General features: G+C 61.3%; 22 protein-coding genes. All 22 read right to left on the bottom strand.

All coding sequences use genetic code 11. The features are described 5' to 3' along the window. Nucleotides 1-283: 283 nt before the first annotated feature. Entirely contained in the window at nt 284-1,168 is an 885-nt protein-coding gene (locus tag ACFWU5_RS26235) for a phage tail protein (RefSeq protein WP_379269446.1), read from the bottom strand. Nucleotides 1,169-1,176: 8 nt separating this feature from the next. Then, on the bottom strand, nt 1,177-3,336 hold the full coding sequence (locus tag ACFWU5_RS26230; RefSeq protein ID WP_379269444.1) for a hypothetical protein: 2,160 nt from the start codon (nt 3,334-3,336) through the stop codon (nt 1,177-1,179). A 95-nt stretch (nt 3,337-3,431) separates the two neighbouring features. After that, entirely contained in the window at nt 3,432-3,734 is a 303-nt protein-coding gene (locus tag ACFWU5_RS26225) for a DUF5361 domain-containing protein (protein WP_379269443.1), read from the bottom strand. A 74-nt stretch (nt 3,735-3,808) separates the two neighbouring features. Further along, entirely contained in the window at nt 3,809-4,099 is a 291-nt protein-coding gene (locus tag ACFWU5_RS26220) for a hypothetical protein (RefSeq protein WP_379247338.1), read from the bottom strand. A 115-nt stretch (nt 4,100-4,214) separates the two neighbouring features. Then, entirely contained in the window at nt 4,215-4,802 is a 588-nt protein-coding gene (locus tag ACFWU5_RS26215) for a hypothetical protein (protein WP_379247336.1), read from the bottom strand. 70 nt (nt 4,803-4,872) lie between these two features. Then, complete coding sequence (locus ACFWU5_RS26210) at nt 4,873-5,310, bottom strand: hypothetical protein (RefSeq protein ID WP_379247334.1); 438 nt, start codon at nt 5,308-5,310, stop codon at nt 4,873-4,875. A gap of 189 nt (nt 5,311-5,499) precedes the next feature. After that, nucleotides 5,500-5,898: a hypothetical protein gene (locus tag ACFWU5_RS26205; protein ID WP_379269441.1), complete on the bottom strand. Its 399-nt coding sequence runs from the start codon at nt 5,896-5,898 to the stop codon at nt 5,500-5,502. A 320-nt stretch (nt 5,899-6,218) separates the two neighbouring features. Next, entirely contained in the window at nt 6,219-6,470 is a 252-nt protein-coding gene (locus ACFWU5_RS26200; protein ID WP_379269440.1) for a hypothetical protein, read from the bottom strand. Nucleotides 6,471-6,515: 45 nt separating this feature from the next. Continuing rightward, nucleotides 6,516-8,768 (bottom strand): hypothetical protein, encoded by a 2,253-nt coding sequence (locus ACFWU5_RS26195; protein WP_379269438.1) that lies wholly within the window; start codon nt 8,766-8,768, stop codon nt 6,516-6,518. Nucleotides 8,769-8,884: 116 nt separating this feature from the next. Further along, the gene (locus ACFWU5_RS26190; RefSeq protein WP_379247320.1) at nt 8,885-9,496 is read right to left on the bottom strand and encodes a hypothetical protein; all 612 of its coding nucleotides are present in this window, start codon (nt 9,494-9,496) and stop codon (nt 8,885-8,887) included. Nucleotides 9,497-9,584: 88 nt separating this feature from the next. Beyond that, nucleotides 9,585-10,850: a glycosyl hydrolase family 28-related protein gene (locus ACFWU5_RS26185; protein WP_379269436.1), complete on the bottom strand. Its 1,266-nt coding sequence runs from the start codon at nt 10,848-10,850 to the stop codon at nt 9,585-9,587. Between the two features lie 96 nt (nt 10,851-10,946). After that, nucleotides 10,947-12,035, bottom strand: a complete 1,089-nt coding sequence (locus ACFWU5_RS26180) for a hypothetical protein (RefSeq protein ID WP_379269435.1) — start codon at nt 12,033-12,035, stop codon at nt 10,947-10,949. A gap of 121 nt (nt 12,036-12,156) precedes the next feature. After that, complete coding sequence (locus ACFWU5_RS26175; RefSeq protein WP_379269433.1) at nt 12,157-12,519, bottom strand: hypothetical protein; 363 nt, start codon at nt 12,517-12,519, stop codon at nt 12,157-12,159. A gap of 38 nt (nt 12,520-12,557) precedes the next feature. Continuing rightward, nucleotides 12,558-12,887 (bottom strand): hypothetical protein, encoded by a 330-nt coding sequence (locus ACFWU5_RS26170; RefSeq protein ID WP_379247312.1) that lies wholly within the window; start codon nt 12,885-12,887, stop codon nt 12,558-12,560. A 10-nt stretch (nt 12,888-12,897) separates the two neighbouring features. Continuing rightward, entirely contained in the window at nt 12,898-13,092 is a 195-nt protein-coding gene (locus ACFWU5_RS26165) for a hypothetical protein (protein ID WP_379269431.1), read from the bottom strand. Beyond that, nucleotides 13,089-14,732 (bottom strand): hypothetical protein, encoded by a 1,644-nt coding sequence (locus ACFWU5_RS26160; RefSeq protein ID WP_379269429.1) that lies wholly within the window; start codon nt 14,730-14,732, stop codon nt 13,089-13,091. Before ACFWU5_RS26160 ends, ACFWU5_RS26165 begins: the two co-directional genes overlap by 4 nt. Next, nucleotides 14,729-16,201, bottom strand: a complete 1,473-nt coding sequence (locus ACFWU5_RS26155) for a hypothetical protein (protein WP_379269428.1) — start codon at nt 16,199-16,201, stop codon at nt 14,729-14,731. The genes ACFWU5_RS26160 and ACFWU5_RS26155 overlap by 4 nt, the downstream gene beginning before the upstream one ends. A gap of 89 nt (nt 16,202-16,290) precedes the next feature. After that, the gene (locus ACFWU5_RS26150; protein ID WP_379247498.1) at nt 16,291-16,716 is read right to left on the bottom strand and encodes a DUF2744 domain-containing protein; all 426 of its coding nucleotides are present in this window, start codon (nt 16,714-16,716) and stop codon (nt 16,291-16,293) included. Nucleotides 16,717-16,742: 26 nt separating this feature from the next. Then, nucleotides 16,743-18,407, bottom strand: a complete 1,665-nt coding sequence (locus ACFWU5_RS26145) for a phage tail protein (RefSeq protein ID WP_379247496.1) — start codon at nt 18,405-18,407, stop codon at nt 16,743-16,745. Then, the gene (locus tag ACFWU5_RS26140) at nt 18,404-19,282 is read right to left on the bottom strand and encodes a phage tail protein (RefSeq protein ID WP_379269426.1); all 879 of its coding nucleotides are present in this window, start codon (nt 19,280-19,282) and stop codon (nt 18,404-18,406) included. Before ACFWU5_RS26140 ends, ACFWU5_RS26145 begins: the two co-directional genes overlap by 4 nt. 34 nt (nt 19,283-19,316) lie before the next feature. Next, the gene (locus tag ACFWU5_RS26135; RefSeq protein ID WP_379247492.1) at nt 19,317-21,848 is read right to left on the bottom strand and encodes a hypothetical protein; all 2,532 of its coding nucleotides are present in this window, start codon (nt 21,846-21,848) and stop codon (nt 19,317-19,319) included. A gap of 907 nt (nt 21,849-22,755) precedes the next feature. Next, nucleotides 22,756-23,265, bottom strand: a complete 510-nt coding sequence (locus tag ACFWU5_RS26130; protein ID WP_379247490.1) for a DUF6301 family protein — start codon at nt 23,263-23,265, stop codon at nt 22,756-22,758. Between the last annotated feature and the right edge of the window lie 187 nt (nt 23,266-23,452).

Genomic DNA, 23,452 nt, shown 5'->3' with positions numbered 1-23,452 from the left:
CGCTATCCATCGCACGAACCCCGAGCATCCGCTCATAAGCCCGCACAGCCGAAGCAACAGTCAGCCCATTCAGGTTGTGCACCTGCGGTTCTCGCGCGGGACGCGACCTGGACTCAGCCCCCAACGGGGTCAAAGACGCCAACCATTCAGAAAACTGAGTGTGGTCATACGCCACGAAAGGCTCTGGTACCACCATCGCGATACCTCCTTAGAAATCGAGAGAGCCCAACCCCCAGAAGGGGATTGGGCTCTCTCTCGATCGATGTTCAGTTGGTACGCGGGATCAGAACGGTCGCGACGACCTCGGGGTGAGGGCACCGATGATGCTCGAATCGGTGGTCCCGTCTTCGATCTTCACGACGATGTCGGTGCTGGTCCACGGGTCGAGCGAGGCGAGCCAGCGGCGGCCGGCGAGCTGGCCCCAGACGTTCACGCTGGTCGCACTGCCCTCGGTGTAGACGCGGGCCGTGCGGTGGCGTGGGTGTGTGTCGATACGCAGGGTCTGACCCGCGATCAAGCGGGGCGTTTGGACCAATCGAGGCTGGTCCAACCCCTCGACCGGATCGAGGATCGACCAACGACCAGGGCCGTTCATCGTGTACCGCGGCCAGGCCGGCTGATCCGCGGCATTGCGCAGGCGCAGAATGCCTTCGCCCGCACCGGAAGCGTTGGTCCACACCATGGTTTCGTCGAAATGACGCTCGAGCGGATCCATCGCGGTAGCCGACATCTTGTACATCGCGAAACCGTTGCGCGCCGGATCGATATCGCCCGAAGGTTCAGGGGCGGTGTCGAGTTGGAACTGCTGGAACCGCCACCCCTGGTGCCGGGTGAAATACCCGACAGTCACGGGCTTGTCGGTGGACCAGCCGCGGAACCACGCGTCGTGCACGGCGAGGAATTCGCGGACCGGGTTGGACTCCTGGGCGCCGCTCGCGGTGGAGATGATGGCGAGGAAGTCCCACTCCTTCTTCCAACGGACCGACCGCGCGAAGGTGGCCCCGTCCTGGCGGGCACCTTCGGTGGTGAGCAGCTGAACCGGCGCGAACATGAAACCTGTTTGCGCCGAAAGCCTCACGCCTTCGCGGCCGGCGTTCGGACCTGCCAGGTGCCAGACCCGACCGTTGTTGTCCCACACCACGATCTTGGTGTCCTGCGTGTTGAGCATGTGGTGGATCATCGACCGAGTCCTCCTCCTCGTTGTGCCACAAACGTTTGGCGGCGTTGAACTCGGGCGATGGACATCTGCACGCTCTTGGGGTCCATGCCGTTGAAGTTGAAGATGTCGCCGCGGGCGGTGTGTCCGCCGGGGCCGTCGGCCAGGTCGGTGAGACCGAAGCCGGTGCCGACGAGTTCCTTTGCGGTGCTTGCCAACCACTCGACGGGTTTGGCGACCAGATCGACCGCTTTGCCTGCCACCGTCGAACCGGCGACGGATCCGAGCATGCCGCCGATCGCGGCACCGGCCGGGCCCGCGATCGCGGTGCCCAAACTGGCGCCGAGAAAGCTGCCGACCTGGCCCGCCGCGTCTTGCGCCAGGCCTTTCGCAGCCCCGGTGATGCCCTTGACCAGACCACCTGACGCGGTCCCGGACGTGAAGCCTTGGATAGCCGCCTGCAGGTTCGAGGCTTCGTTGTTGTCGAAGGCCTTCTGCTGCTCATACGGTGCGAAAAAGCTTGTCTCTGAGCCGATCCCGAGCTGCTTGGCTAGCTCGCCATCGACGGAAAGCGCGTCCGAGATGGCTGGAATACCAAGGGATCCAGCCAGGGCCCCGAGGGTGGAGCCGACATCGCGCAGGCCCGTTGTGTCGCTCAGACCGAGTGATTCGCCGAAATTCTTCGCCAGCTCACTGCCGACGAGCCATCCCCGATCGATGTAGTCGGCCCCGCCGTACGTCGTCCAATGCGTGGGGTCAACCAGACTGGTCCCGTTGTAGCCCTCACTGAGACTTGGCGTTCGCGGCGTCGTAGACGGCCCGATGGCGGAATATCCACCAGTGCCATTGGGCATATACGTGATGCTGCTGCTACCGCCGCCGGACCCACCGGTGACGACAACGCTGTTCGAACCACCGTCGCCACCACCGCCGAAGCCCGTCGGCGTCATCGTCGTCATCGGCGCGGCACCGCCCGGCGCAACCACACCACCAGCACCATCCGACGACAGACCCGATCCTTCTGTCGGCATCGCACCGATAGCGGACTTCAACGACATAGACGCCGCGAACCCACCACCGAACCGAGACCCGATCGTCTGCCCGAGCTGCTCACCGATCTCCGGCGCCAGCTGCCCAGCCGGGCCGAGCGCAGGCGCGATAGCCGCACCCAACGCCGCACCGACCCGACCACCGGCCTCGGTCGCCGAGGAAACGATCCCCGCCGACAACGCCTCGGACAGCGCCGACAACGGTGCCGTAGAACCCCGCGCCGACGAAGTCGACTCCTGGGCGAACGCGGGCATCGCGCCCATCAGCCCCTGCGGCTCCACGTTGAGCGCAGCCGAGATCGGCGGTCCTTCGCCGGTGAACGGCGAGTTGGCGCCCAGGTCGACCTTCATGGGTTCGGGTGTGCGACGGCCGAACAGCCCGCCCGCGCCCAGCACCGGTGCCAACGCACCACCGAGCGCAGCACCCGCGGTACCCGCGGCGTTGATAGCCGCTCCGCCGATGCCGCCGATCACGTCCGCGATCAGCCCGGTCCCGAGCAGGTCGCGCCATTTCTGCGGATCGCCCATCCCGGTGTCGCCGACGAGGCCGCCACCGGCTAAACCGGGCAGCATGCCCGCAAGATAGCCCGGCGAGGGAACCCAACCGCCGTTGATCGCTTCCAGCAGCGGCAGCGCGCCGGCCGTCGCTGCGGCGTTGACCACGAACTCGCCGTTGGACAGTCGCGCCAAGATCGAATCGCTACGACCGGTGCCAGGTCCGCGGACCGCGCCGCCGTCTGCGTAACCGGTTGGCGCACTGGGATTTTCAATTACATTGTTGAATCCGGTCTCAGACTTCGCCGGATTGAGCAGCGTCGTCTTCGAGGAGAATTTGATCAGTCGGGTCTTGGTGTCGGCCGCATCCGAGTCCGGGCGCAGCAGATCCATCGCCTGCCCGGCAACCTTCTCGGCGACCGCGCCGGGCTGGGTGCCGAGCACATCGGACAGCACACCGAGCAACCCTGCCCCGATCAGGCTGTTCGGCGGAATCCGGCCATCCTCACCGAGGGTGACCGGTCCTTCCTCCGGCAGGGTGATCGTCGCGGTCCCGCCGCCGGAGCCGCCTTCCCAAACCGCCCCGCTGGGCAGTCTGATCCGCTTTCCCGGAGCCGGTTGGCCGCTGGTGGTCATCGCAAGAACGTCCGGCAATGTCATCGCCGTTGGGCGTTTCTTCTTCACAATTGGTATCCACTTTCTGCGTTCGACCGCTCCGGGACTGCAGCCACCTAGTCGTTCCAGCCGAGGAAGTCGTTCATCTGACCGAGTTCCGTTGCCGTGCCGACTCGTTCACGATTGGACTTGCGGCCGGGGCGAGCGATCGGCTCGGGCATATTGCGCCCGCGCCTGCCGTCGTCGGTCCGCGCCCACGCCAACCACCGCAGGCTGTCGGCGGCATCCGCCAGCAGGTGCTCGGCGGTTTGCCATCGACTGCCCTCCGGGTGCATCACCCGAAGCAACGCCGACTCGAGCGGCAGGTGCTTCACGATCGCTCGCAGGTCGGCCCAATCGAGCGCGTCGGTGCCGAGCATCCGCAACCGCAGCCCCAGGACGATCAGGTCGTATTCGATTGCCTCGCAATACTCTTCGAGAAGAGCATCGAGGCTTAGGATTCCCCCAGGCTCAGCCCCGAGTGCGCGCGCCACGCCTCGAGCAGCTGGTGGTAGGCGTCGGGATCCATCTCGTCGAGCGCGGCCAGTGCCTCGGGGGTCAGGCTCAACTCGAGCAGGGTGTACATCGCGTCGACATCGCCGAGGCGACGGATCCGGCGAACCAGACCGGGCTTGAGGTAGGACAGCGACGGCAGCACGATGTCGGCGCCGTCGACGGTGTAGGTGAAGTCGTTCTTCACGACCGCAGGCTGGGCGATCTTGATGGGAGCAGCTGGAGAAGTCATGGGTAGCAGACCCTTTCGTTGTTTCTGGTGTGAATCTTGCGAAATAGGAAGGGCCCAACGGCGGCGGGCGGGCCTGCGCATAGGTGATTTACCCGCCGCCATTGGGGGCTTTTAATCAGGCAGTCTTGAGACCGTCATCGAGGTAGCGGTACGCCTTGATGCCGGAATCGTCCTTGAATGCCTCGACATTGATCGTGAAGCCGGCCAGTTCGTTGGACACGAACTTCTTCTCGGTGATCGAGGAGATCTTGGCGTTCGGCAGCACGATGCGGAGCTTCTTGTCCTCGGTCTTCATGTCGAAGACCCACGAGCGACGCGGCAGAACCACGCCGGTTTCCCGGACGTTGATCAGCTTGCCCGAGGTGGAGGTTGCCGCGGTGGCGGTCACGTTGTTCTCACCGAAGATCTCGGCGAGCACGTCCTGGTCCCACACCGCGTACAGGGTCAGGCCGAAGCGGACCGAGTGCTCGGTCTGCAGCTGGGCGATGATGTCGGCGTTCCAGTCCTTGACCGTCTCGACCTTGCGCTCACCGAGCGACTCGATGCCGTCTTCGGAGACGTAGCCCAGGGCCTTGAACGCGGGGGCGATGACGCCGGCCGCGGTGGTCGGCAGAACGGTGTTGAGCGGGGCCACCAGGACACCGCCGGAAACGGCCAGGTTGGGGGTACCGGCGCCGATAAAGTTGCTGGAAGGCAGAGCCATTGTTGTTTTCTCCCTTGGGATTGTTGCGCAGGCCCTCGGGATGGGTACTTCAGTTCGACTCCGGTCGGAGTCAGGCGAGGACGGTGCCTCGCACAATCAGGTCGGCGACAATTGTGTACCGCGGGGCGGCTGTCACCGGGTCGGTGTCGTTCTCGATGCCGGCGTCCTCGACCTGGTCGCACCACACGGTGCCCAGGTATCCGGGAGCGGCCGCACTCAGGATCGAACGCACGATCGCGGCAAGGGCTGCCGCCGCGCCGGCGTCATCGGTGCATTCGAGAACAACACGAGGACGATCGAGAATCAGCTGAGCGCTTCTGCGCCCCTCTCGATCCTCGACATCAACTCGGGCTTTTCGGTCGTTTCTGGTTACTCGCACCATTCGGGTCGGGCGCGGGTCGGGGACCCGGCTGACCACAGTCGCGGTATCGGATACCGCGGCGAGTTGCGTTGTCAGATAATCGACCAAAGTTTGTTCGATATCAGGAAACAGGATTCTTTCATTCATGTCAAGTCCTTGAAGCATATATTGATCGATACCAAGATACGGGCATCAAAAATCCCGACCGGTCAGCCGATCGGGATCATCTCCTTATAGCGCCATGCCAGCGCCTTTAATAATCATCCAGGCCCGTTAAGGCCATCATGTGCCATAGTCAAAACCGACTCCATCTTCCACTCACAGACGCATGCACACTTAGTTCGACATCCCGACAGTTTCTCGCACGTGATCGGGTAGCAGTGGCGATGGAAGAATCGTGTCCATCAGGAACTGGGCAACGCGCGTTTCGGCCAAAGCCGAGATCCGCACTGGTTCGAAATAAGACGTCGACTTTTCAATACTCTCGACCTCGGACATCATTTCTAGCCACTCTTTACGAGCGACCACCCATGTCAAACCGAACGAAGGCGCGTCGCAATCCAGCAGCATCTCAGAATAGAGCGGCACTCGGTAGATATCTGGCGAAGCACCTTTATGTGTCGTAACAGAGATATCGCAAGAACGCAGACTGAACAGCCGCGCATCGTCTACTGATGCAATTGGAAATCGAAACGGCTCAGGGACCCCCTCCCCCGTCGACTGGTAGGTCACCATGAAGTTCTGGAATGAACCTGACCTCAACAAGCTCGTTCAACCGCATGATGTGCACCCCCTCGAACAGGACGGGCTCTGCATCTACACTTGACGACAGTTCGCTCTCGGCCGCCGTAACAAACACCCTGAAATCAGAGTCAAAACCTTGTTTCATTCGCCAGCCGTCCCTTCCGTGCTCGAGGAACGGCATCCGATGATCGAGAATTCCAATGAAACAAACGTACCTCGGATAATTTCAAGTATTTCAACCCAGGCATTACCGGCAATGTCACTCTACTCATCCTCTCACGCAAGACGGATAGACTTGCGAGAACAAAAAGTCACGATGACGGCTTGGTTGCAAACATTTCGCTGAATGCCTCTTCCAAGAAGAGATACATCTCATCATCACTTCCGAAGTCGACACCAGCAAGGCCGAACATGTCGTCACACGTCAACATTCTGGACTTGAGAACCTCCAGATATTGACTATAGACACGGTCCTCGAAACCGGGGTTGCGTTCGCGAAATACCGAATAATCCATCTGGTCCCGAGCCACGGCAGCCCAATCCCCGTATACTTCATCACTCAATAATGAAATTAGGTATCGAAGTTCAGATCCGATCAATTTCCACTCCTACGGATGGCGGCCCGGCGCCGGGCTCGGATACATGGTATACAGGTATGGCTTTCCATTCAGATCGACCCTGAATATGGCTACAATCGTACCGTCTTTGAAATCTACAGGCAAAGCCCGTGTGGGCTTGAGCGGATCAAGGTATAGGCCCCGCATGAGCAAGTGTCCGTTGACGCCTAAGGCATCTGATATACCAAAGGTGATCTTGTTACTTCCGCTAGGATCCCCGCGGCGTAGCATTTCCGCCCAGTCTGCTGCGATAACGAACGCCGTTTTGCTTTTAAATGTAGTAGCAAAATTGCCCGAATTGTGTTTCTTAGGTGTACCCTTCGCATCGACAAGGTACATGTCGTCGTAGATGCGCTTATCATTCAAGGCAATTGGCCGAGGGCGAGCTGGGTCTATATTCCTCTCCGTAACTACAAAGCCCGCTTTGTTGATCTTCGGAATCTTTCGTGTTGGGTCAACCGGGTCATCGACAAGCTTTGCTACACCAAGTCGATCCAGGAGGACTGCCTCAGATTTGCCGTAATGACGAGGAGCGGCATGCGCACCTGGGCCGGCTGTTTCCAACTCTCTGAAGTACGACTGAACGGAACTTGGCGTGAATCTTCGGGAAGCGGGGAGTAGTGTTTCCCCGCCTCGTCCCGGATAGATGGGACCGGATGCATACGCCGCCACTGCCTCGCTCCGGGTTTGCACCATCTTCGGCACTGCTGTTGGCACGGAAATGGGCGGAACAGCCTCTGCCAGGACGGGGCGAGTGACGCTAGGGAGAGCTACACCATGGAGCTCAATATTGCGGCCACGAAATACAGTTGCCGTTTGGGGCAGCTCCGGAAACGAAGTGGCGGCAGAGGGAACAGCACGCGGTGCAGGAGGTACAGGCGGTACTGCATCGACGACTGAATCGATACGTGGAGTCGACTTCGGCAATCCTCGGACTACCACGGGTGCATCGAAGGCAGTGATGGAAATTGGCAACGTCGATGCTGCATCCAAAATAGCATCGAGAACGCTCCGACTTGCCGGCCCGCCATAAGCCCAGTGCTGGCCCCTGTTGTCAACAATAACTATGCGATTATCGTCCGTCCGGAAGTACCGCTTTCCTGGCGCACCGAGGGGAACCTCGAGTTCGGTCAGCCGCATTGATCTTCCACCATTGCTCTGTGGTAGCACCCACCAATTGCCATCATTGCCCCGGGATGCCTCCGGCGGATTCACACGGCCCGCGTCCTCGTCTGGAACCACTACATTGCCGTTTGCATCGAACGGGATTAGGTGGCCACTGATTTCGATCAAACGGTTGCCATCATGATCGAATCGATTGCCGTTCGCATCGACAATGTACGATGAACCGTCGCTGAGCACGATTGTTCGATTGAGTCCACTCAGGTCATACCCGATTGTGCTTATCGGTCCGTCGACGATAGAAATCCGCGTCAGGTTTCGATTTGGACCGATTTCCGCACTCCAACCTGTACCTCCGAACTCAGGATGCGGCCCCTCATTCCTTATCGTCCAGCTCGGAACGTCGAACCGTGTTCCGTCTGAAAGGGCCCACTGTTCGTTATGCTGAGTTGTCTTCCCATCGAGCGGCCAGCTCGTTTGTACTACGAAGCCTGCGCCACTGGGAAATTTGTACTGACTACCGTCTATTAGGTCACCCTGCGCCGCTCGGTCAACCAGGTCAGCTACCGTCAGATCCGTGCCGCTAGGCGCCTGCTGTAGAACCGGGACGTGTTCTAATTTGGGCGTCGTCGAGTTCGTATCGACCGGAGATTGAACGCCCGGGAACTGGTTGATTACCTCGCGCGTTTGCTGATCGGCCGCAGCCTCTTCTGATGTCTTTACGGTGCCGTCAGAATTGAATCCCGAAGCGAGCCCAGGCAGCATTTCCAGCATCTCCGGGTCAATTTGACGCGGAGGTACCGACGGACTCGGTACGTCCTGCGGCTGCACTGTCGGAAGTGCCGGGGTGTCCGGCTTCGGTGTTTCTTCCGCAGGAGCCGGGCGGTTCTGAGCGGGGGGTTTCGGCGGCGGCATACCACCGGAATAGTTGTGTTCGCCGCCATAGTTGATTCCTGGATCGGCGATCGGATCCGCAACCCGAACCGTCGGACTCGGGAGTTCGCTGGACGGCCCTTGATCGTTGACGAATTGCGCTCCCAGACCAGGGATGTCGGCCGACGAGACAAGGTCTCGTTGTGCCATCGCCCGGCCATAGGCGCGTGCCGCCGATGCAGGCGTCATCCCAGTGAAGGTGAACTCCCGCGAAGCCCGGCCCGGTGCCGCACTCGACTGGTCCCATAGCGGAGTCAGACCTTGCAACCACCGACCATCACCCGTCGGGTCCGGCACTGGCCCATTCACCGGGAAGGCTCCGCCTCATCGATCCGACGCCGCAGCTCAGCGACCATCGCCGCATACGCCTCCGACTTCGTCTTCCCCTCACAAGCAACCCCACGAGGATGCGTCGCATACCACGCACTCCCCTCGACCTGCTTCACCGAGATCTCGTCGAAGTCGTAGAACTCCTCCGCATCAGGCGTAGGCCAATTGCCTTCGGCGTCAGGGGTGATGTGAGCACCGGTATCGAAAGCACCCGGCGCGCCGGCGGGCGTCGGGACCCACCGGATCTCCTCGAGTTCGGGGTGCACACGCACACCTCGCTTGATGAGGTAGTCGGCAACGCGGGTCGCCTGCTTGATCGAGGTGATCGTCGGTTCGGCCAGCTTGCGACCGACCGGGCTGGTCCACTCGGGCAGGTGGATGACCGAAAGTTCTTCTGCCAGTGCGCGAACCTGCGGGTCTAGTTCGTCGTCATGGTCGGGTTCGGCGAGCTTGCCGGACATGGCCTGCTGGATGAAGGCCAGAAACTCGGGAGTGACCAGCTGTCCGGACTCGGTCTGGACGTATTCCGGAGGCGACGTTTCGTTGGTGCCGAAGTCGACCGAGCCGATGATTTCCTTGCCGGACATGTGGTGAAGCCTCCCGAGCTTGGGCATGAAAAAAGCCCGGGCCGAGTGGCCGGGCTTGTGGATGGATGTGGAACTCAGTACTGCGGCCTCACGTAGCCGCGACGAGTCCGTTGTTCTGGAACAGGCTCGGCGCGGTGGCCTGCGTGGACCGGAGGAAGGTGGCCTGTGGCTCGGTGGCCAGCGAGCAGCCGTCGTAGATGATCTTGCCGACGGGGCCCATCGCCGCGTTGGTGGTCACCTGGTGGTATCCCATCAGCTGGCAGTCGAGGTAGCGGACGATCGGGCCGGTGCCCCAGGTGGTCCAGTCGTAGGAGTGCGTGCGCGGCGAGGCATTGCCGAACGCGGGGAAGGAGTTCGCCGTGTTTTTGTTGCTGACCACCTGGTAGGCCAGCGCCGTGTCGCTGCAGCTTTCGAACGTCACGTTGCCGGTGACCCAACCGCAATCGATGACTCGGTGATGCTGGGAGCGGACTTCGAAGCGCACTCCCTGTGCGAGGAAGCGCCATGAGCCGTCGGCGATGTTGTTCTTGCCCAGCTTGATCATGGTCGAGGTCGTGGTCTGGGTAGTGTCACACAGGATCCACGAACCGCCGTGAATGTTGATGCTGCCGCCCATGGCGAAGTCGAGCATCGTGCCGGAGTTCCACTCGAACTCGCAGTCACGGAAGGCATAGTTGAGGAACTGTGCCTGCTGCGCCGGGTAGGGGGCAAACCCGGAGCGGACTCCGGCGTCGCCCCAGTTGACACCCTCGACGTAGACCCAATCGAACAGCTGCTCGGAGTTCAGATTGGCATTGGTATCGCCGTCGAAACCCCACCCGCGCAACCAGTTCCCCGTGATGCGCAAATTGCGCCACTCGATGCGATTCTGCGCGCCCGAACCATAGGCGGGGTAGGTGCCATCGTTGGCGGCGCTGCACCACAGGTACGCCAGCGACTGATTCGGGTTGGTCGAATGGAACCCGAGATCGTGAATCTTCGCCGACCGCAGCCGGTTTGCCGCCGTGATCAAGTTGTTGGCCCGTGGGTCGGTCGAAGCGGTGGCGTCGGAGGAGAACACGATGAGCGACGAACGCTCACCCGCACCGAAGATTTCCAACCCGTGGACAAGGTTGCTGCCCCATTGCGCGCCCGCGGCAAGCGCCGGCGTGCCGAGCAGCGCGTCGGGCTCAGTCAGCACATACGTGCCGGGCGGGAAGTACAGCGACTTGGTGAGGACGCGGTTGGTGGTGATGGTGTTGGTGGCCGATGCGAGGACTGCGGCCATCGCGGACTTCACCGCAGCGGTGTCGTCGTGGATGCCGTCGCCGACAGCGCCGTAGTTCTTTACATTGACGATGTCATCGTCGAGCATGGCTGAATCCTTTGCGGAGTTCGAATCAGGTTCGCACATACGGGCTTTCGGCATGACTACAGCCGAAAGCCCGCATGCCCGCGATCCGTTGATCGGTTAGGTGATGCGTACGTACGACGCCGGATTCGCCTGCGCTGTCGGGTTGTACATGGCCAAGAACTGACTGCTCATCGCCTGCACCCGGACGACATCGTTGGCCGCAACAGCGCGGACCACCGAGACGTTCACCGTCGCCGACGCACTGGCAGGCACTTGCGTGGCCGTCCCCGTCGCGACAACTACCCCGTTGACCGTCAGCCGCAACGTGACATTGACGTTGACCGCGGCAGCAGCGGTGAAGACGATCGACGCGGCGAGTGTCGCAGCGGCTTTCGACTGTTGAGCAACGATTCCATCCGTGTTGACCGTCGACCCGGGATAGGTACCGGTATTGGCGGTCCAACCGGTCACGTTGGACCACGCGTCGGTGAGCTGCGCCCACGCCGGGGACTTGATCATCCCGGAGGGAGCGAAGCTCGCAACCGTGACCGTCGACAGTTGCCCGATGCCGACCTGTGCCATGTCGACACCAGCCTTGGCACTACTCACCGCGACGAGCCCGCCGGAGCCGGCAATGTTCGCAGGCGCACCCTGCGCCACTGCGAGCAAGCCCCCACCGCCGAGCGCGACCGGTTGTCCGGTTCGCACCGAGAGCGTGCCCTCGCCCGCCCCGCCGCCGAAGGCGACAACCGGGCCGACCGCCGAAGCGTCTGCCGTGAGGCTTCCGTTCCCGGCGAAGGAGAGATCCATCGGTTTCAGGCCGGAGAACCTCCCTTCGCCACCGAACAGCGCTTCAGCGCTGCTGATGGCAACCAGGTCGGCGCTCGCGGTTCCTTCGGAAACGAAGGCCCGTGGCAGGTGGGTGTTCAGCGCGGCAGTCGAGTCGCCGATCGCGGTGAGGCCCGCGTCGAGCAGCACCTTCCCCGACTTGACCACGACCTTCGCGACCAGCCGCCCCAACGCGCCCGCGGCGGTGAACGCCCCGGCACGCGGAGAGGTTGCCGCGGTGGCCTGGCCGTTGGCGGTCGGCTGCGCAGAAATCTGCGCTCGCACCTTGTCCAGTCGCGCTGTGACGGCTCCGTGTCCGGTGTTTCCGGCGACGGTGTACGGCTTGATGATCGGCACATCCGCGCGCAGAACGACCACCGGTACCACTGGCGACCTCGAGGTAGTAACCGAAGCGTCCGGCGGTTTCGCCGCAGCTGTGGACGGCGCCGGCAATGTGGCCCGCACCGTCGATTGTTGCGTAGCCATGCGGCGCCCTCCGTCAGCTCTGGGTGAAAGTGGGGGTGATCAGCAGCTGGCCCTGGGCGCCCAGGGTGGTCGCGCTGATCGCGACCTTGTCGATGAAGTCCGCGGCGCCGCCGGCGAGGGTCTTCCACAGGCCGACGTAGGTGTAGGAGCCCGCGGGCAGATCGATGGTGACCTGCGAACCAGTGACCACACCACCGGTTCCGGAAGTCCAGGTCGACTGCTTGCGGGCGTAGGCGGGCGAACCAAGGGACGCCTCGTTCGCGCCGGTGGTGCCGGGGTCGGCGAAGTGCACGCTGATGAAGACGGTGTTCGATCCCGCGACGTTCTTGTAAGCGTCCGCGAGAGCCTGGCGAGTGGTAGCAACGGCGATAGCCATGGGGATTCCTCCTGGAGAGATGGTGAAAGGTGAGTCGATTACTGCTTGCGGCGAACGGCTCCGTAGAACCAGAGATATTCAGTGGTAGGCGTGGTCGGATACGACACGTACAGGCGGTATTTCGCGCCCGCGGCGATGGCGTCGGCCAGCTCGGAACCGACGACGAACTTCGCCTGACTCGCACTGACCACCGCCTGCCAGGTGTCGAGGATTGTTTCCGAGGCATTCACCAGCACGATCCGGACTTTGGTATCGGCCGGGAAGACCGCGCCTGGTTCCAGCGCCACGGTGTGCACGAAGTCCGCACCCTTGGAGAGCACGAGGGTGAGGTTCGTCGGGTCGTAGCCGAATTGCTTCTGTTCAGACATGGGTTTCCATTCAGGACGATGGTTCCGGTTGTGGTGCAACGGGATCCGGTTCGATATAGACCGGACCGGCCTCGGGCTCCAGCGCGCCGATGAAGATGCTGCCGCGCCTGCTCGCGATGCCGTCGGCGACGATCGACACGACGAGCATGTTGTTCTCCACGGTGAGAGCCAGTTCCTGGCCGTCGACCGTCACGGTGGATGTCATAGATCCTCTGCTTTCCAGTAGTCCCAGCCGCCGCCGTTCACCCAGTCGGCGCGTTCGTTGCCGAGGCCCGTGTAGCGAGTGCCGGGGCCGGTGGGGAGGGTGCCCGTGGTGTCGGTGTAGGTGAGCACGTCGTCCCACCCCGAAGCGGTTTTCCGTTGCGCGGTGAACAGGTTGTTCGTGGCACGAAGTCGCACCACGTCACCGCTCACGATCGCGATCTCGACGCTGGACAGTGCCGTCCAGACGCCGTTGTCGTATTTGCAGATCGAGATGATGGACTGGGTGACATTCAGCGATACGAAGCGCTTGTTGTCCGGCGTCGATCGCAGCATCAGCCAGGCATGACGTACCGAAGGACTGATAATCCGGCCGGTCACCATCACGTCGTCGTAATTGAGTGTCTGGCCGTAGAGGTAACGGCGGATGCCGTCGGAACCACCGGACACCACGAATACCCCGCCGGATACGGTCGCCGGCAGACTCGATACCCGTCCCAAAGCCACTGGTAGCGAACCCGAGTCGAAGTTCTCGTAATAGACCAGCTTCGACGGCGGTCCGGCTATCAGACTCTTGCTCAGCGCTACGTACGGCACCGAGTTCGAATTGAAGCTCATCGACCCCGCCGCCAACGTCGAGCCGGCCACCAGCGCTGCCGACGTCGCGAACCGAGCACTCGGCCGGGGCGGCCAGGCACTGGGTGCACGCGGCAGGTCAGTGGAATTGGTGCCGAGCAGGGGGCGCGGATTACCGCCTCCCCGTTGGTGAATTCCGATGAAGGCGGTCTCACCCACGTCGAAAACCACCTCGTTCGGCAGTTCGACAGAACGCTCGAACCGTGAGTTGGCAATGCTCGGCGTCTGATTCGGCGAAACCCATTCGATCCGGATGTCCCCGTTCGGCACCATCCGGCCGACCACCACATACAGCTCACACGGATTGCTCACCTCGTCCACGATGAACGTGACGACCTTGCGACCGCCGCTGTACCGGCACCGGATGAACGCACCGTCGAGGGCGTTGGTCGGCGGCGTGTAGGACGGCTCGTAGCGGGCCCATACCGTGTGATCGGCATAGACCGGGTAGCCATTGACGTCGTAGTAGGCGACGTATGTGTAGCTGTACGGGACGTATCCGGGTTTGGCGACATCGGCGTGATCCCACACCCGTCTGTGCAGCATGCAACGCGGAAACGACGCTTCCTCGGTGAGGTTCATCGAGTCCCAATACGGCTTCACCGGCAGGCCGTCGATGATCACCTGAACCTGCGAATTCGTCGCCTGGACTACTTCGCCGGTCTGAACCACAGCTTCCTCGGCAACATCTGCCGAATCACGCGCGGTAGTCGCCTGCTCCCTAGCCTCCTGAGCCCGCGCGCGGGACGCGCGGGCCCAATCGCCGAGGTTGATCAGCCCGCCGGTGAAGCCGGTGATCGCGTCACAGAGTGCGGCTGCCAGCTCGTGCAACCCCGCCTGTACCGCCTTGGCGAAGTTGTACGGAATATCGGCGTAAGCGCGCATCACCTGTGCGCGCATCGCTGTCTGCATCGACTGCTGCGTCTGCCCGCCGAGCCTGGCGATGCTGCGCGAACCCGCGGCTCCGGAATACGCGCCGTCCGGGAACCTGTTGTCGGGGCTGGTCACAAGTCCTCCGCCTGCCAGTCGCCCCAGCCACCGCCGTCTGTCCACGACTGCCGCTCGGTGCCGAGGCCGGTATAGCGGTAAGCGGGTCCCGACGGCAGCGTGTTCGCCGTATCGGTATGTACCAGCACCGCGGTCCACACCCCGCCGATCTTGCGTTCGGCGGTGTAGACATTGCCGACCGCTTTGAAGCGAAGTTCGGCGTTGTCGCCGACCGAGTGCGACAGCGCCGCCAGTGTCGTGTTGTTGGAGCCGTTGGTCCACCGACCGATCACGAGCGCCGAACTGGTCACCGACAAGGACATATAGCTGCTGTTGGCAGCATCGGAACGCAGGAATAGTCGACCACTGAAATCCGAAGGGTATCGAATTCGCCCGGTCACCATCTGGTCGTCATAGTTGAGTCTTTGCCCGTAGAGATACCGACGCAGACCGTCGTCCAGGCCATCGACCTGAAAGATGCCGTCGGCGGTGGTGGCAATCCGCGCCGACATCCGAACCAGCGCGGTCGGCATCCCGTTTTCGAAGTCCTCGAAGAACGACAACTTGATCGGATCGCCTGTGACAGAGGACTTTCCGATCGAGATGTAGGGCGTCCGCCGAGACGCGAACGATAGCGTTCCCGCGGCGAGGGTAACTCCCGCCGACAGCAGCGACGAGGTGCCGAACTGCGCGTTCACCTGGGGCGGCCACACCGTGGCCGGCCGCGGGATGTCGACCGCCTCGATCCCGAGCAGCGGCCTGCGATTTCCGCCGCCGCGCTGATGAATTCCGACGAATGTCGTCTCACCCTGCTCGAACATCAGGTCGGTCGGCATCTCGACAGACTGCTCTCCGCGAGCGCCGGTGATGAGAGGCGTCTGGTTCGGCGACACCCACTCGATCTTGATGTCACCGTTGTCCAGCATCCGACCGACGACGACATACAGCTCGCACGGGGAGGAAACAGCGTCCGGAATGTAGCTGACCACCTTCCGCCCGCCGCTGTACAGGCAGCGAATGAACGCTCCCTCCAACGAGTTCGCCGCCGGCGTGTAACTGGGCACGTAGTTGGCGCCCACGCCACCGCCGCTCGCCGAAAGTTCCCACGCCGCGCGCTGCAGGAAATTGCGCGGAAACGAAGTCTCTTCGGTGAGGTTCATCGTTTCCCAGTAGGGCTTGACCGGAAGCCCATCGATCACGACCTGCACACGCGAGTTCGTCGCTTTGATGATCGTGGTCTGACCGTCTGCGGTCACCTGCGCGCCCTGGGCGGTCTGTTGCGCCTGGGTCGAATCCCGCAGTGCCTGATCGGCTTCCGCGCGCAGATCCCGCGCCCAACCGCCGAGGTTGATCAGCCCACCGGTCGCACCGGTCACCGCATCACACAGGTCAGCAGCGAACCGTTTTACACCGGCGTCGACAGCAGCACCCAGATTGACGGAGACGCCACTGAAGGATTTGACGATGTCGCCGGCCACTACTGACTTCATCGAATCCTGGGTGACCTGGGAAATAGTGCCAACTGTTTTACCCCCTGGCCCGGTCAATCCACCCGGCGGGATCGCCCGATCAGGACTCGTCACGGCATCGGCCCATCAAACGTGCCGTCTCGAGCCACATCGGGTTCCAGCGAACGCGCATCAACCAGGTGCGCCAACTCACCGGACTGCTGTAGCTGCCGAACCAGTTCGCGTCGCTCGTCGATACTGAGATCGGCTACCGAACCCACAGCGATCTCCGGCGGACGCGGCGTGCCGATCGGAACCCAGTTCCCCGCCTGGGAAATCCAATGTTCAGTACCTGGCGTCGCCGGATGGTACTCGAGCTGCTGCTCTGCTGGGTGGTGCCGGAATCCCAAGTCCCACAAGTGTTTTGACCACTTTCCCAGGACCTGCTGCGGAACCAGCATCGGACCGTTGCGGGGACCGGGCAGACCGACGAACGCCCATACGAAAGCGTCCTCGGGATCGTCTTGATTGCAGTCTTCCTGCGCGGGAAGTGCCATGTTTTTCTCCGGATCTCGATAACGAACTACATGACGCCGAGCATCTGCAAGTCGCCCATGATGGTTTGAACGTGGCGCAGGGCCTTGACCGCCGGATCCTCCAGCGCCTTGTCCGAGCCGACGGTGATGCGCCATGACGGAGTGACCCCTCGGGACCAAGTCAGGTCCAATGCGGTCACCTGCTCGACGAAGATCTCGCCTACCGGCATCCCCTCGACGGTCGCGCCGATGCGGTCGCCGAGGAAGAAGTGCCCACGACCGCTCTCCCCGATCAGATAGGGAGCGCCGTCGGACACTGTGATCTTGTGTGCGGTGAATGACCGGGTTGCCCAAAGCCCGGCGCGAATCGCCAGCAATGACGACAGCGTGTACGCCTTGTCAGCGCCGGACTCGAAGTGCTCGAAGTAGTGTGACCACCCCATTCGGGGCGGCCTCAACGGCGACTTGAACGACATCCAGGCAAGGATCGTGTCGCTGTAAAGCGGCTTGAGGAAAGTATCCAGAGGGCCGCCCATCGGAGGCAGACTTACGCCGGCGCCACCGATGATCGGAATGCTCACTGTCACAGTCGATGTCAGGTTCCCGACCATCTGCACCATCGCCGAGATCGCCTCGTTCACACCCGGCATGCTGTTGCCGCCGCAGTTGATCTGCACAGCAGTGGCCGGCGAGATCGTGAACTCCGATGTCTCGATTCCGGTGTACTCGTTCTCCCGGTACACAACCCACGGATTCGACGGCAACGTACCGAGCCAATCGTGGCGCTTGTACTCCTCTGGCGCGTTCGGATCAGGCAGGATATTGGGTTGCTGCTCGGCCATGTCGTTGACGAATTCCTGCACCGTGTGCACCAGGCCGTCGAGCACCGAGCCGCCCTCGGAGGTGCCGGAGTAGTACCCGGACTTGTCAACGATGTCGAACACCAGACACCCGTGCCGCAGGACTGCTCCCGGCCACGGCGGCGGATCGCCTTCGAGGTAGCGCCGGCAGGTGACCATCAGGTGCGCGTCGTCGAGAGTCGTCGACGCCATGTCGTGCCAGGTCTTCCACCTGGACGAAATGATCGTCCAGATAGACGAATCGGAGAAGAAGTCGTTGGGTGCCACCACCATCGACCATGTCGATTGATCGAGGTTGAACCACTCCGACGGATCGAGTGGATCATCCGGTAGCGCCCACAGACTTGCCTCTTTGCGGAGGATGTTGAGGAACAGCGACAGCTTCAAACACCATGCCGATGGTCCGGCCAGCATGAAGACCTTCGGGAACTGAAAAATCGCAGGCAGCAGCGGATTACTCCACACCTGGATGTACTTCAGTTCCTCGTAGTCGTGCATGAACTGAATGACCACGGTCTTCAGTCCGGCCGCGGTCTTCTGCAGGGTCGCCGTCTTCATACGCCCGCTCCAACGCGCGCCGTCCTTGTCCACGGTGATGTGCACGTTCTGCGTGGTCCGGCCGCGCGCATCCATGACCCATTTGGCCAGGTAGTGCTCTGCCGGCAATACCAGTTGACCGGTGCCGGATTCGTTGAGTAGCCACTTGAAGTCGGCCGACACCTCCGATCGACAGATGCCACGCAGATTCCAGTCGCCGTCCCACAGCCTGATCAACGGCGGCTCCAGGCGCAGGGTCCTGCGCGTATCCCGAACTGCCCGGCCCGCACGGTGGATAGCTTCGATGTCGGTCACTGCAGCCCCCAAGGCCGCGACCAGTTACGAGGGCACCTGACCTGAATCTGTGCACCCGGTGCCGCACCGCGCACGGTGACCGGCAGCAACGTCTCAGGAGTCCACGGTGGAACCGAATGCAGGAACATCCGACCGTTCATGCGCGCCCAGACCGAACTGTTGTCCGCGGCGACGATCATCTCTTCGATCGGGTCTGTGTCCACCGTGATGTCCTGGCCCGCGACAAGCGACGGCAAGGTAATAACCCTCGCGGCGAAAGAGTCCTCCCGCCAGGAGAAATCAGGCAGTGTCCACTGTGCTGGCGCGCTACCGACCCACTGCAGCCACATCGGCTGATCGGTGGGATTGGAGATCGGCAACCACAACGTTTCCGACGCACCCTCACCTCGGGTGTCGACGGTCGAGACCGCGGTCGCTGTCGTGTCTTCTTCAACCCACCACGGAATACCCGCCGTGCAAGTCATGGTGACCTGCGCCCAGTGCTTGAGATGTGGGTCGCGCAGCGGCTTGAACTCCGGCTGCTGAGACATCCGCAGGTGCAGCGTGCGCGCACCGTACTCGGTCGTGATGATCAGCTTGGAATCACGGTCGTACGCCCAGGCTTTCCGCCAGGCCGAGTCCACCGACTCCCAATTCGACGAGTCGGTCGCGGAGACGTTCACTCCGAAGACGACATCTCGCTTCTGCCAGTTCGCGCCACCGTAGGTCGCGCCGATCTGGAACGCCGTGGAGTTCCAAATCGTGGTGACAGGTGCGTCGTAGAGCCCAGTCGGGGTGGTGCCGAGCTCGACGCCCTCGCGTCCCTGACCGGGGCCGGCCAGCGTCCATAGCGAGCCATCGACGCCCTCGACTTCAATAGTCGCGGCTTGTGCCATTACAGATTCACCTCAGTTCTAACGTTCGATGCCATTACCACCGACCGGCGTAGGTCAATGCCCCGCGCGCGGAGTCGGCTTGGTCCTTGAGGAATTCGCCATCCACATCCGGCGAAGAGATATGAATCGCCAGCGAGCGATCGGTGGACCGGCGCCGACGCCGACCGGAACCCTCGAGTGCGGACGTAGGATTTGATTGCTGCCCAACAAGATTCGATACAACTCCCGCGTCTTGACTGATCAGCTCGAGCATCGATGGGTTGGTATCGGCGAATCCGGAAACTGACCCGCCGGCGTTGCCCGCATATCCGCCGGTAGCGAGCAAGTTGTCGGTCACGAACATCGGCCGCACATGACTGCCGGACACGCCGCTCGAATGACCCTCAGCGGCAGTACGATCGAGACCAACGAAACCACCCGCAGCGAACCGACCAAGCCTTGTCGCTACGGTCGATCCGCCTGAACTTCCTACCGACATCCACGGCTCGGTGACAGCTGGATAGGCGAATGAGTTCCTGGTGCCGGCGGATCGACGACTGCGTGAGCCTCGACCGCCAGATGCGTTCGCTGTCCCGGACTCGACACCGAACTGCGAGCCCGGTCGGGTCGGCTCGTACGTCCCGCCCCAAGAAACTGGTCCGCCAGCCGCTAGCTCGACAGCCTGCCGCAACGATGACACTCCGACTGCACCACCATCGGCGAACCGCGGGGCGGTGGGGGGATTATCACCGATCACCGGATGTCTGCCCGCCAGTTCCGAACTGCTCAGGGAGAGTTCGCTACGACCCACGCCAGGGCCCAGCAACAACCCGCCATCCGCCCGACGCTCCGGGTCGGTGAATCGACGAATTTGATCAGCGACACCATCTCCGAAGAACGGGAAATTATCGACAAAATCGGCGACTCTCCGAAGGAAACCCTTGATCATATCCTCAATACTGTCGATCAAACCTGACAGCGATTTTGATATTCCATCAAGGAATGCCCCGATACCATTCGCGCACATTTCGAACATCGGCGCTATAAGGTCCGCGAATTTCTCCGAAATCCATTTCCCCGCGGGAATCAGTATGAGTTGATAGAAGTCGCTCAATGCCTTCTTTATCAGATCCCAGTTCTCGACGATCAGAATCACGCCGGTGACGGCCAACCCAATCGCTGTAACCAGTGCACCCAGCGGGTTTCCCGAAAGTAGCAAGTTGAGCGCAAGCTGGCCGATGGCCCAGATCTGGATAGCGACAGCAGCAGCCTCGAATATCGATGAGTAGGGCTCGAGAAGCGATGCGAATCGCTCGATCGGCGAGCCAGCCCCCGCAAGCAGCTCGGAGTCTTGCAAACCGACAGCGGCTTCGCCCGAAGCATCCAACTTGTTCATTCCATCAGCGAATTCAATATTTGCTGAGGAATTTGCACGGAGAGCACCGGACAAAATTCCGTCCACCGGCGCCGCAGATGCAACCGTGCCGCCCAGCGCGCCTGATAAGGATGCACCGATGCCAGTTGCGACAGCTGGCGGCACGAACATGCCAGCGCGCGCAAGAGCACTCCGCGGAAGACGCGACTTCTTTCCTGGTGACTTCTTGTGCATCGGCGTAGATTCCGCTGGAACGGTCAGCCCGGTAGGACCTCCGATATCAAATCTATGCGTCCTAACCGTGCCCGAGGCTTTAGCGTGAACGACATGGTACTCAATCTCAGCGGTACCATTGGCGAGCGACGCGGCCAGTTCCGCATATTTGGGATCTTTCAGCCTCTCCTGCAACCGAACATCGTTCTTCAGTTGGTATTCAAGGTATAGTCGAGAGCCTTGCTGAACCCGAATCTTCCTAGTCGGATCATTCGGATCCGGGATGGATCGCGTTCCCAGCGCCGAACTGCCACCTTTGGCCTCGTAAACGATCAGCCGCTTACCATCGCCTGAGACCGATACTAGGTCAAGAGCATCACTACCCGTCGGTTTCCACGGGACTCCGCGCATCGGCTGATCGTTGAATCTTTCATCACGACCGCCCAGTAAAAGTGATTCACCGCGACCCTCTGATATATCGCGGGCGGAAACCATTCCCATCTCTTCCGACCAGCGATTAACGCGAGAAATAGAATCACTAGCCTGAGACGACAACTGCCTTAATCTGCGAACATCGGCCGCAGACGCATCCAGTTCGGTTTCGAGTCGAAGTAACTCCCTTTCGAGCTTGGTCGTGCTACGTCCATCGGGACCCGAAACCTTCGTGCGGCCTAGCTCATCAATGTTTGCGCCAAGCCTCCTTGCCAGCTCGTTCCGGCGCTTCATAATGTCGCGGCTACCCGCCGGCCCCTCGATGGCCAAATTCCGAATACGCCGAGTTCTTTTCAGCTCGTTGAGCCCTGCCACCGATAGGGCGACGTCGCTATCATCCCACTGGGTGATGTGCACAGGGTCTACAACCGAGTCGTCAGCGACCGGGCGATTAGGATTCCTAATAAATCTACCGTGGAAATCTTGAGCTGTGCCATCTTCATAAATAACATATAGACCGCTCGAATGTCCAGGTTGACGAACCTCTTGAACTATCTTTTTCGCCACATTTCACTTCCTGATTCGATATCCGAAATAGAACAATTTTCCGCACACTCGAATGCCGCGGGAAGGTTTCTCTATTTCCTACACGGTAAATTGACCGTCAGTCTGCGCATGGACCGGCACCAACGCAGGCGGCCATGTATTTCATAAAGATGAAATCTGAGCCTATGGTTAGGCAAGGATCTCCTCAGCACCGTCGCGCAGCGACGCGAGAAGTCGACATAACAGTCGAGCAGAGCCCCTGACTAATACGAGGATCTGTATCGAGCGGTCGAGCTTTACGGCAGTAGACCTGCGAATGGTCGTTACAATAAAATGCCGCTTAGCGATGGATGCGCTGGCGCCAGCCGCCGCGCAGCACCATAGCCAAGGCGACCGGCCGGTAGCAGGGACCGTTCGTTGTCGGCGATGTTCCTAATGGATAGACACGATGTCGCGAGCTTCGAGGAAACCTGCGCTGGCCTGCCTACGCGCTGCGCTTTTTGGCAGATTCCACAGGTCGGCCACGGTTCCCCGACAGATGGCGAGCATTAGGTTTAGTCATGAACGTTCGACTCAATGGGCGTTGACCCACGGCGATTATCCGTTGAATCCAGACTCGCGGTCGACTATCCATCCGTACCGACGGTGCATCTCTAGGTCAGTGGCGATTGCCGCTCCGATTTCGTCACTTCCGGGAATCATCCACCCTGCACTTGCGCAGAATTTCGCAGCCTCGGCCGATGTCCGACTCCAGTCGAAGCCAGCAATAGCAAGGATCGCTCGTACCGCACCTTTCAATACCAACGCGCACAATTCCTTCCTCCGCCAAGTTTCAATATATTTCTCAGCCGAGCTGTAAGTTTTGTTTTCGAAGGAGGTCACGGAAGGAGGGGTCGGGTACGAATGCACCTCTTGCTGAATGGTACGGTCAGTCTGCGGAATCTGATTCCTGATCAACCATCCAGCGATAAGTTGGATTGGTGGCATCTAGTTTTATCAGTCCTGGAGCCATCGCGAGCTCGATAATAACGTTCCGACCATGCCATATTGTGAACGGAGGGTTCGTGCCAGCACGGCCCTCGTCTAGGCCCCCCAACGCAGTAGACAGTTCGGTGTGCAGACTCGTGTAGTGTTGCCGCGTAAGAAGGTCATTTGGAGCCTCGGCAGCTGGTCGATCGCCAACGCGCACGGAGATGCCTTGCACTTCCTGCTCAGGACGACCCCAGTATGCAAAAGACTGCTGCGCTTCGAAGGCGATGGCTTCGGGGCGCCTGACATCTAGATCGGTGGCTATAATTGCCCCACCCTCATCTGCGTCAGAAATCAACCATCCAGCCAGTGAACACAGCTTCGGAATATCTGACATGGTCCAAGTCCAATTAAATTCGGCAAACAGCTTCGCCGCGCGAACTGCACCAGCAATATCGACGTACATCATTACATCTCCTAGTGCCGCGTCAAGCAACGTTGGGTAGGTAATCCGGGCGCCGGATCTTCGAGCCGACCGCGAAGTCCCGGATAGGTCCGGCATGCTGGTTACGCCAGCGGATGTAGTCACCGATCGCAGCGTCCTGCTCAGCGTGGCTGCGGTGGTCGGTCCCGTTCAACGCGAAGTACCGCAACGC

Source organism: Nocardia sp. NPDC058640 (assembly GCF_042716995.1).
Taxonomy (GTDB): domain Bacteria; phylum Actinomycetota; class Actinomycetes; order Mycobacteriales; family Mycobacteriaceae; genus Nocardia.
The sequence above is the reverse complement of the archived record's forward strand: the minus strand, read 5'-3'. Positions and strand labels throughout refer to the sequence as shown.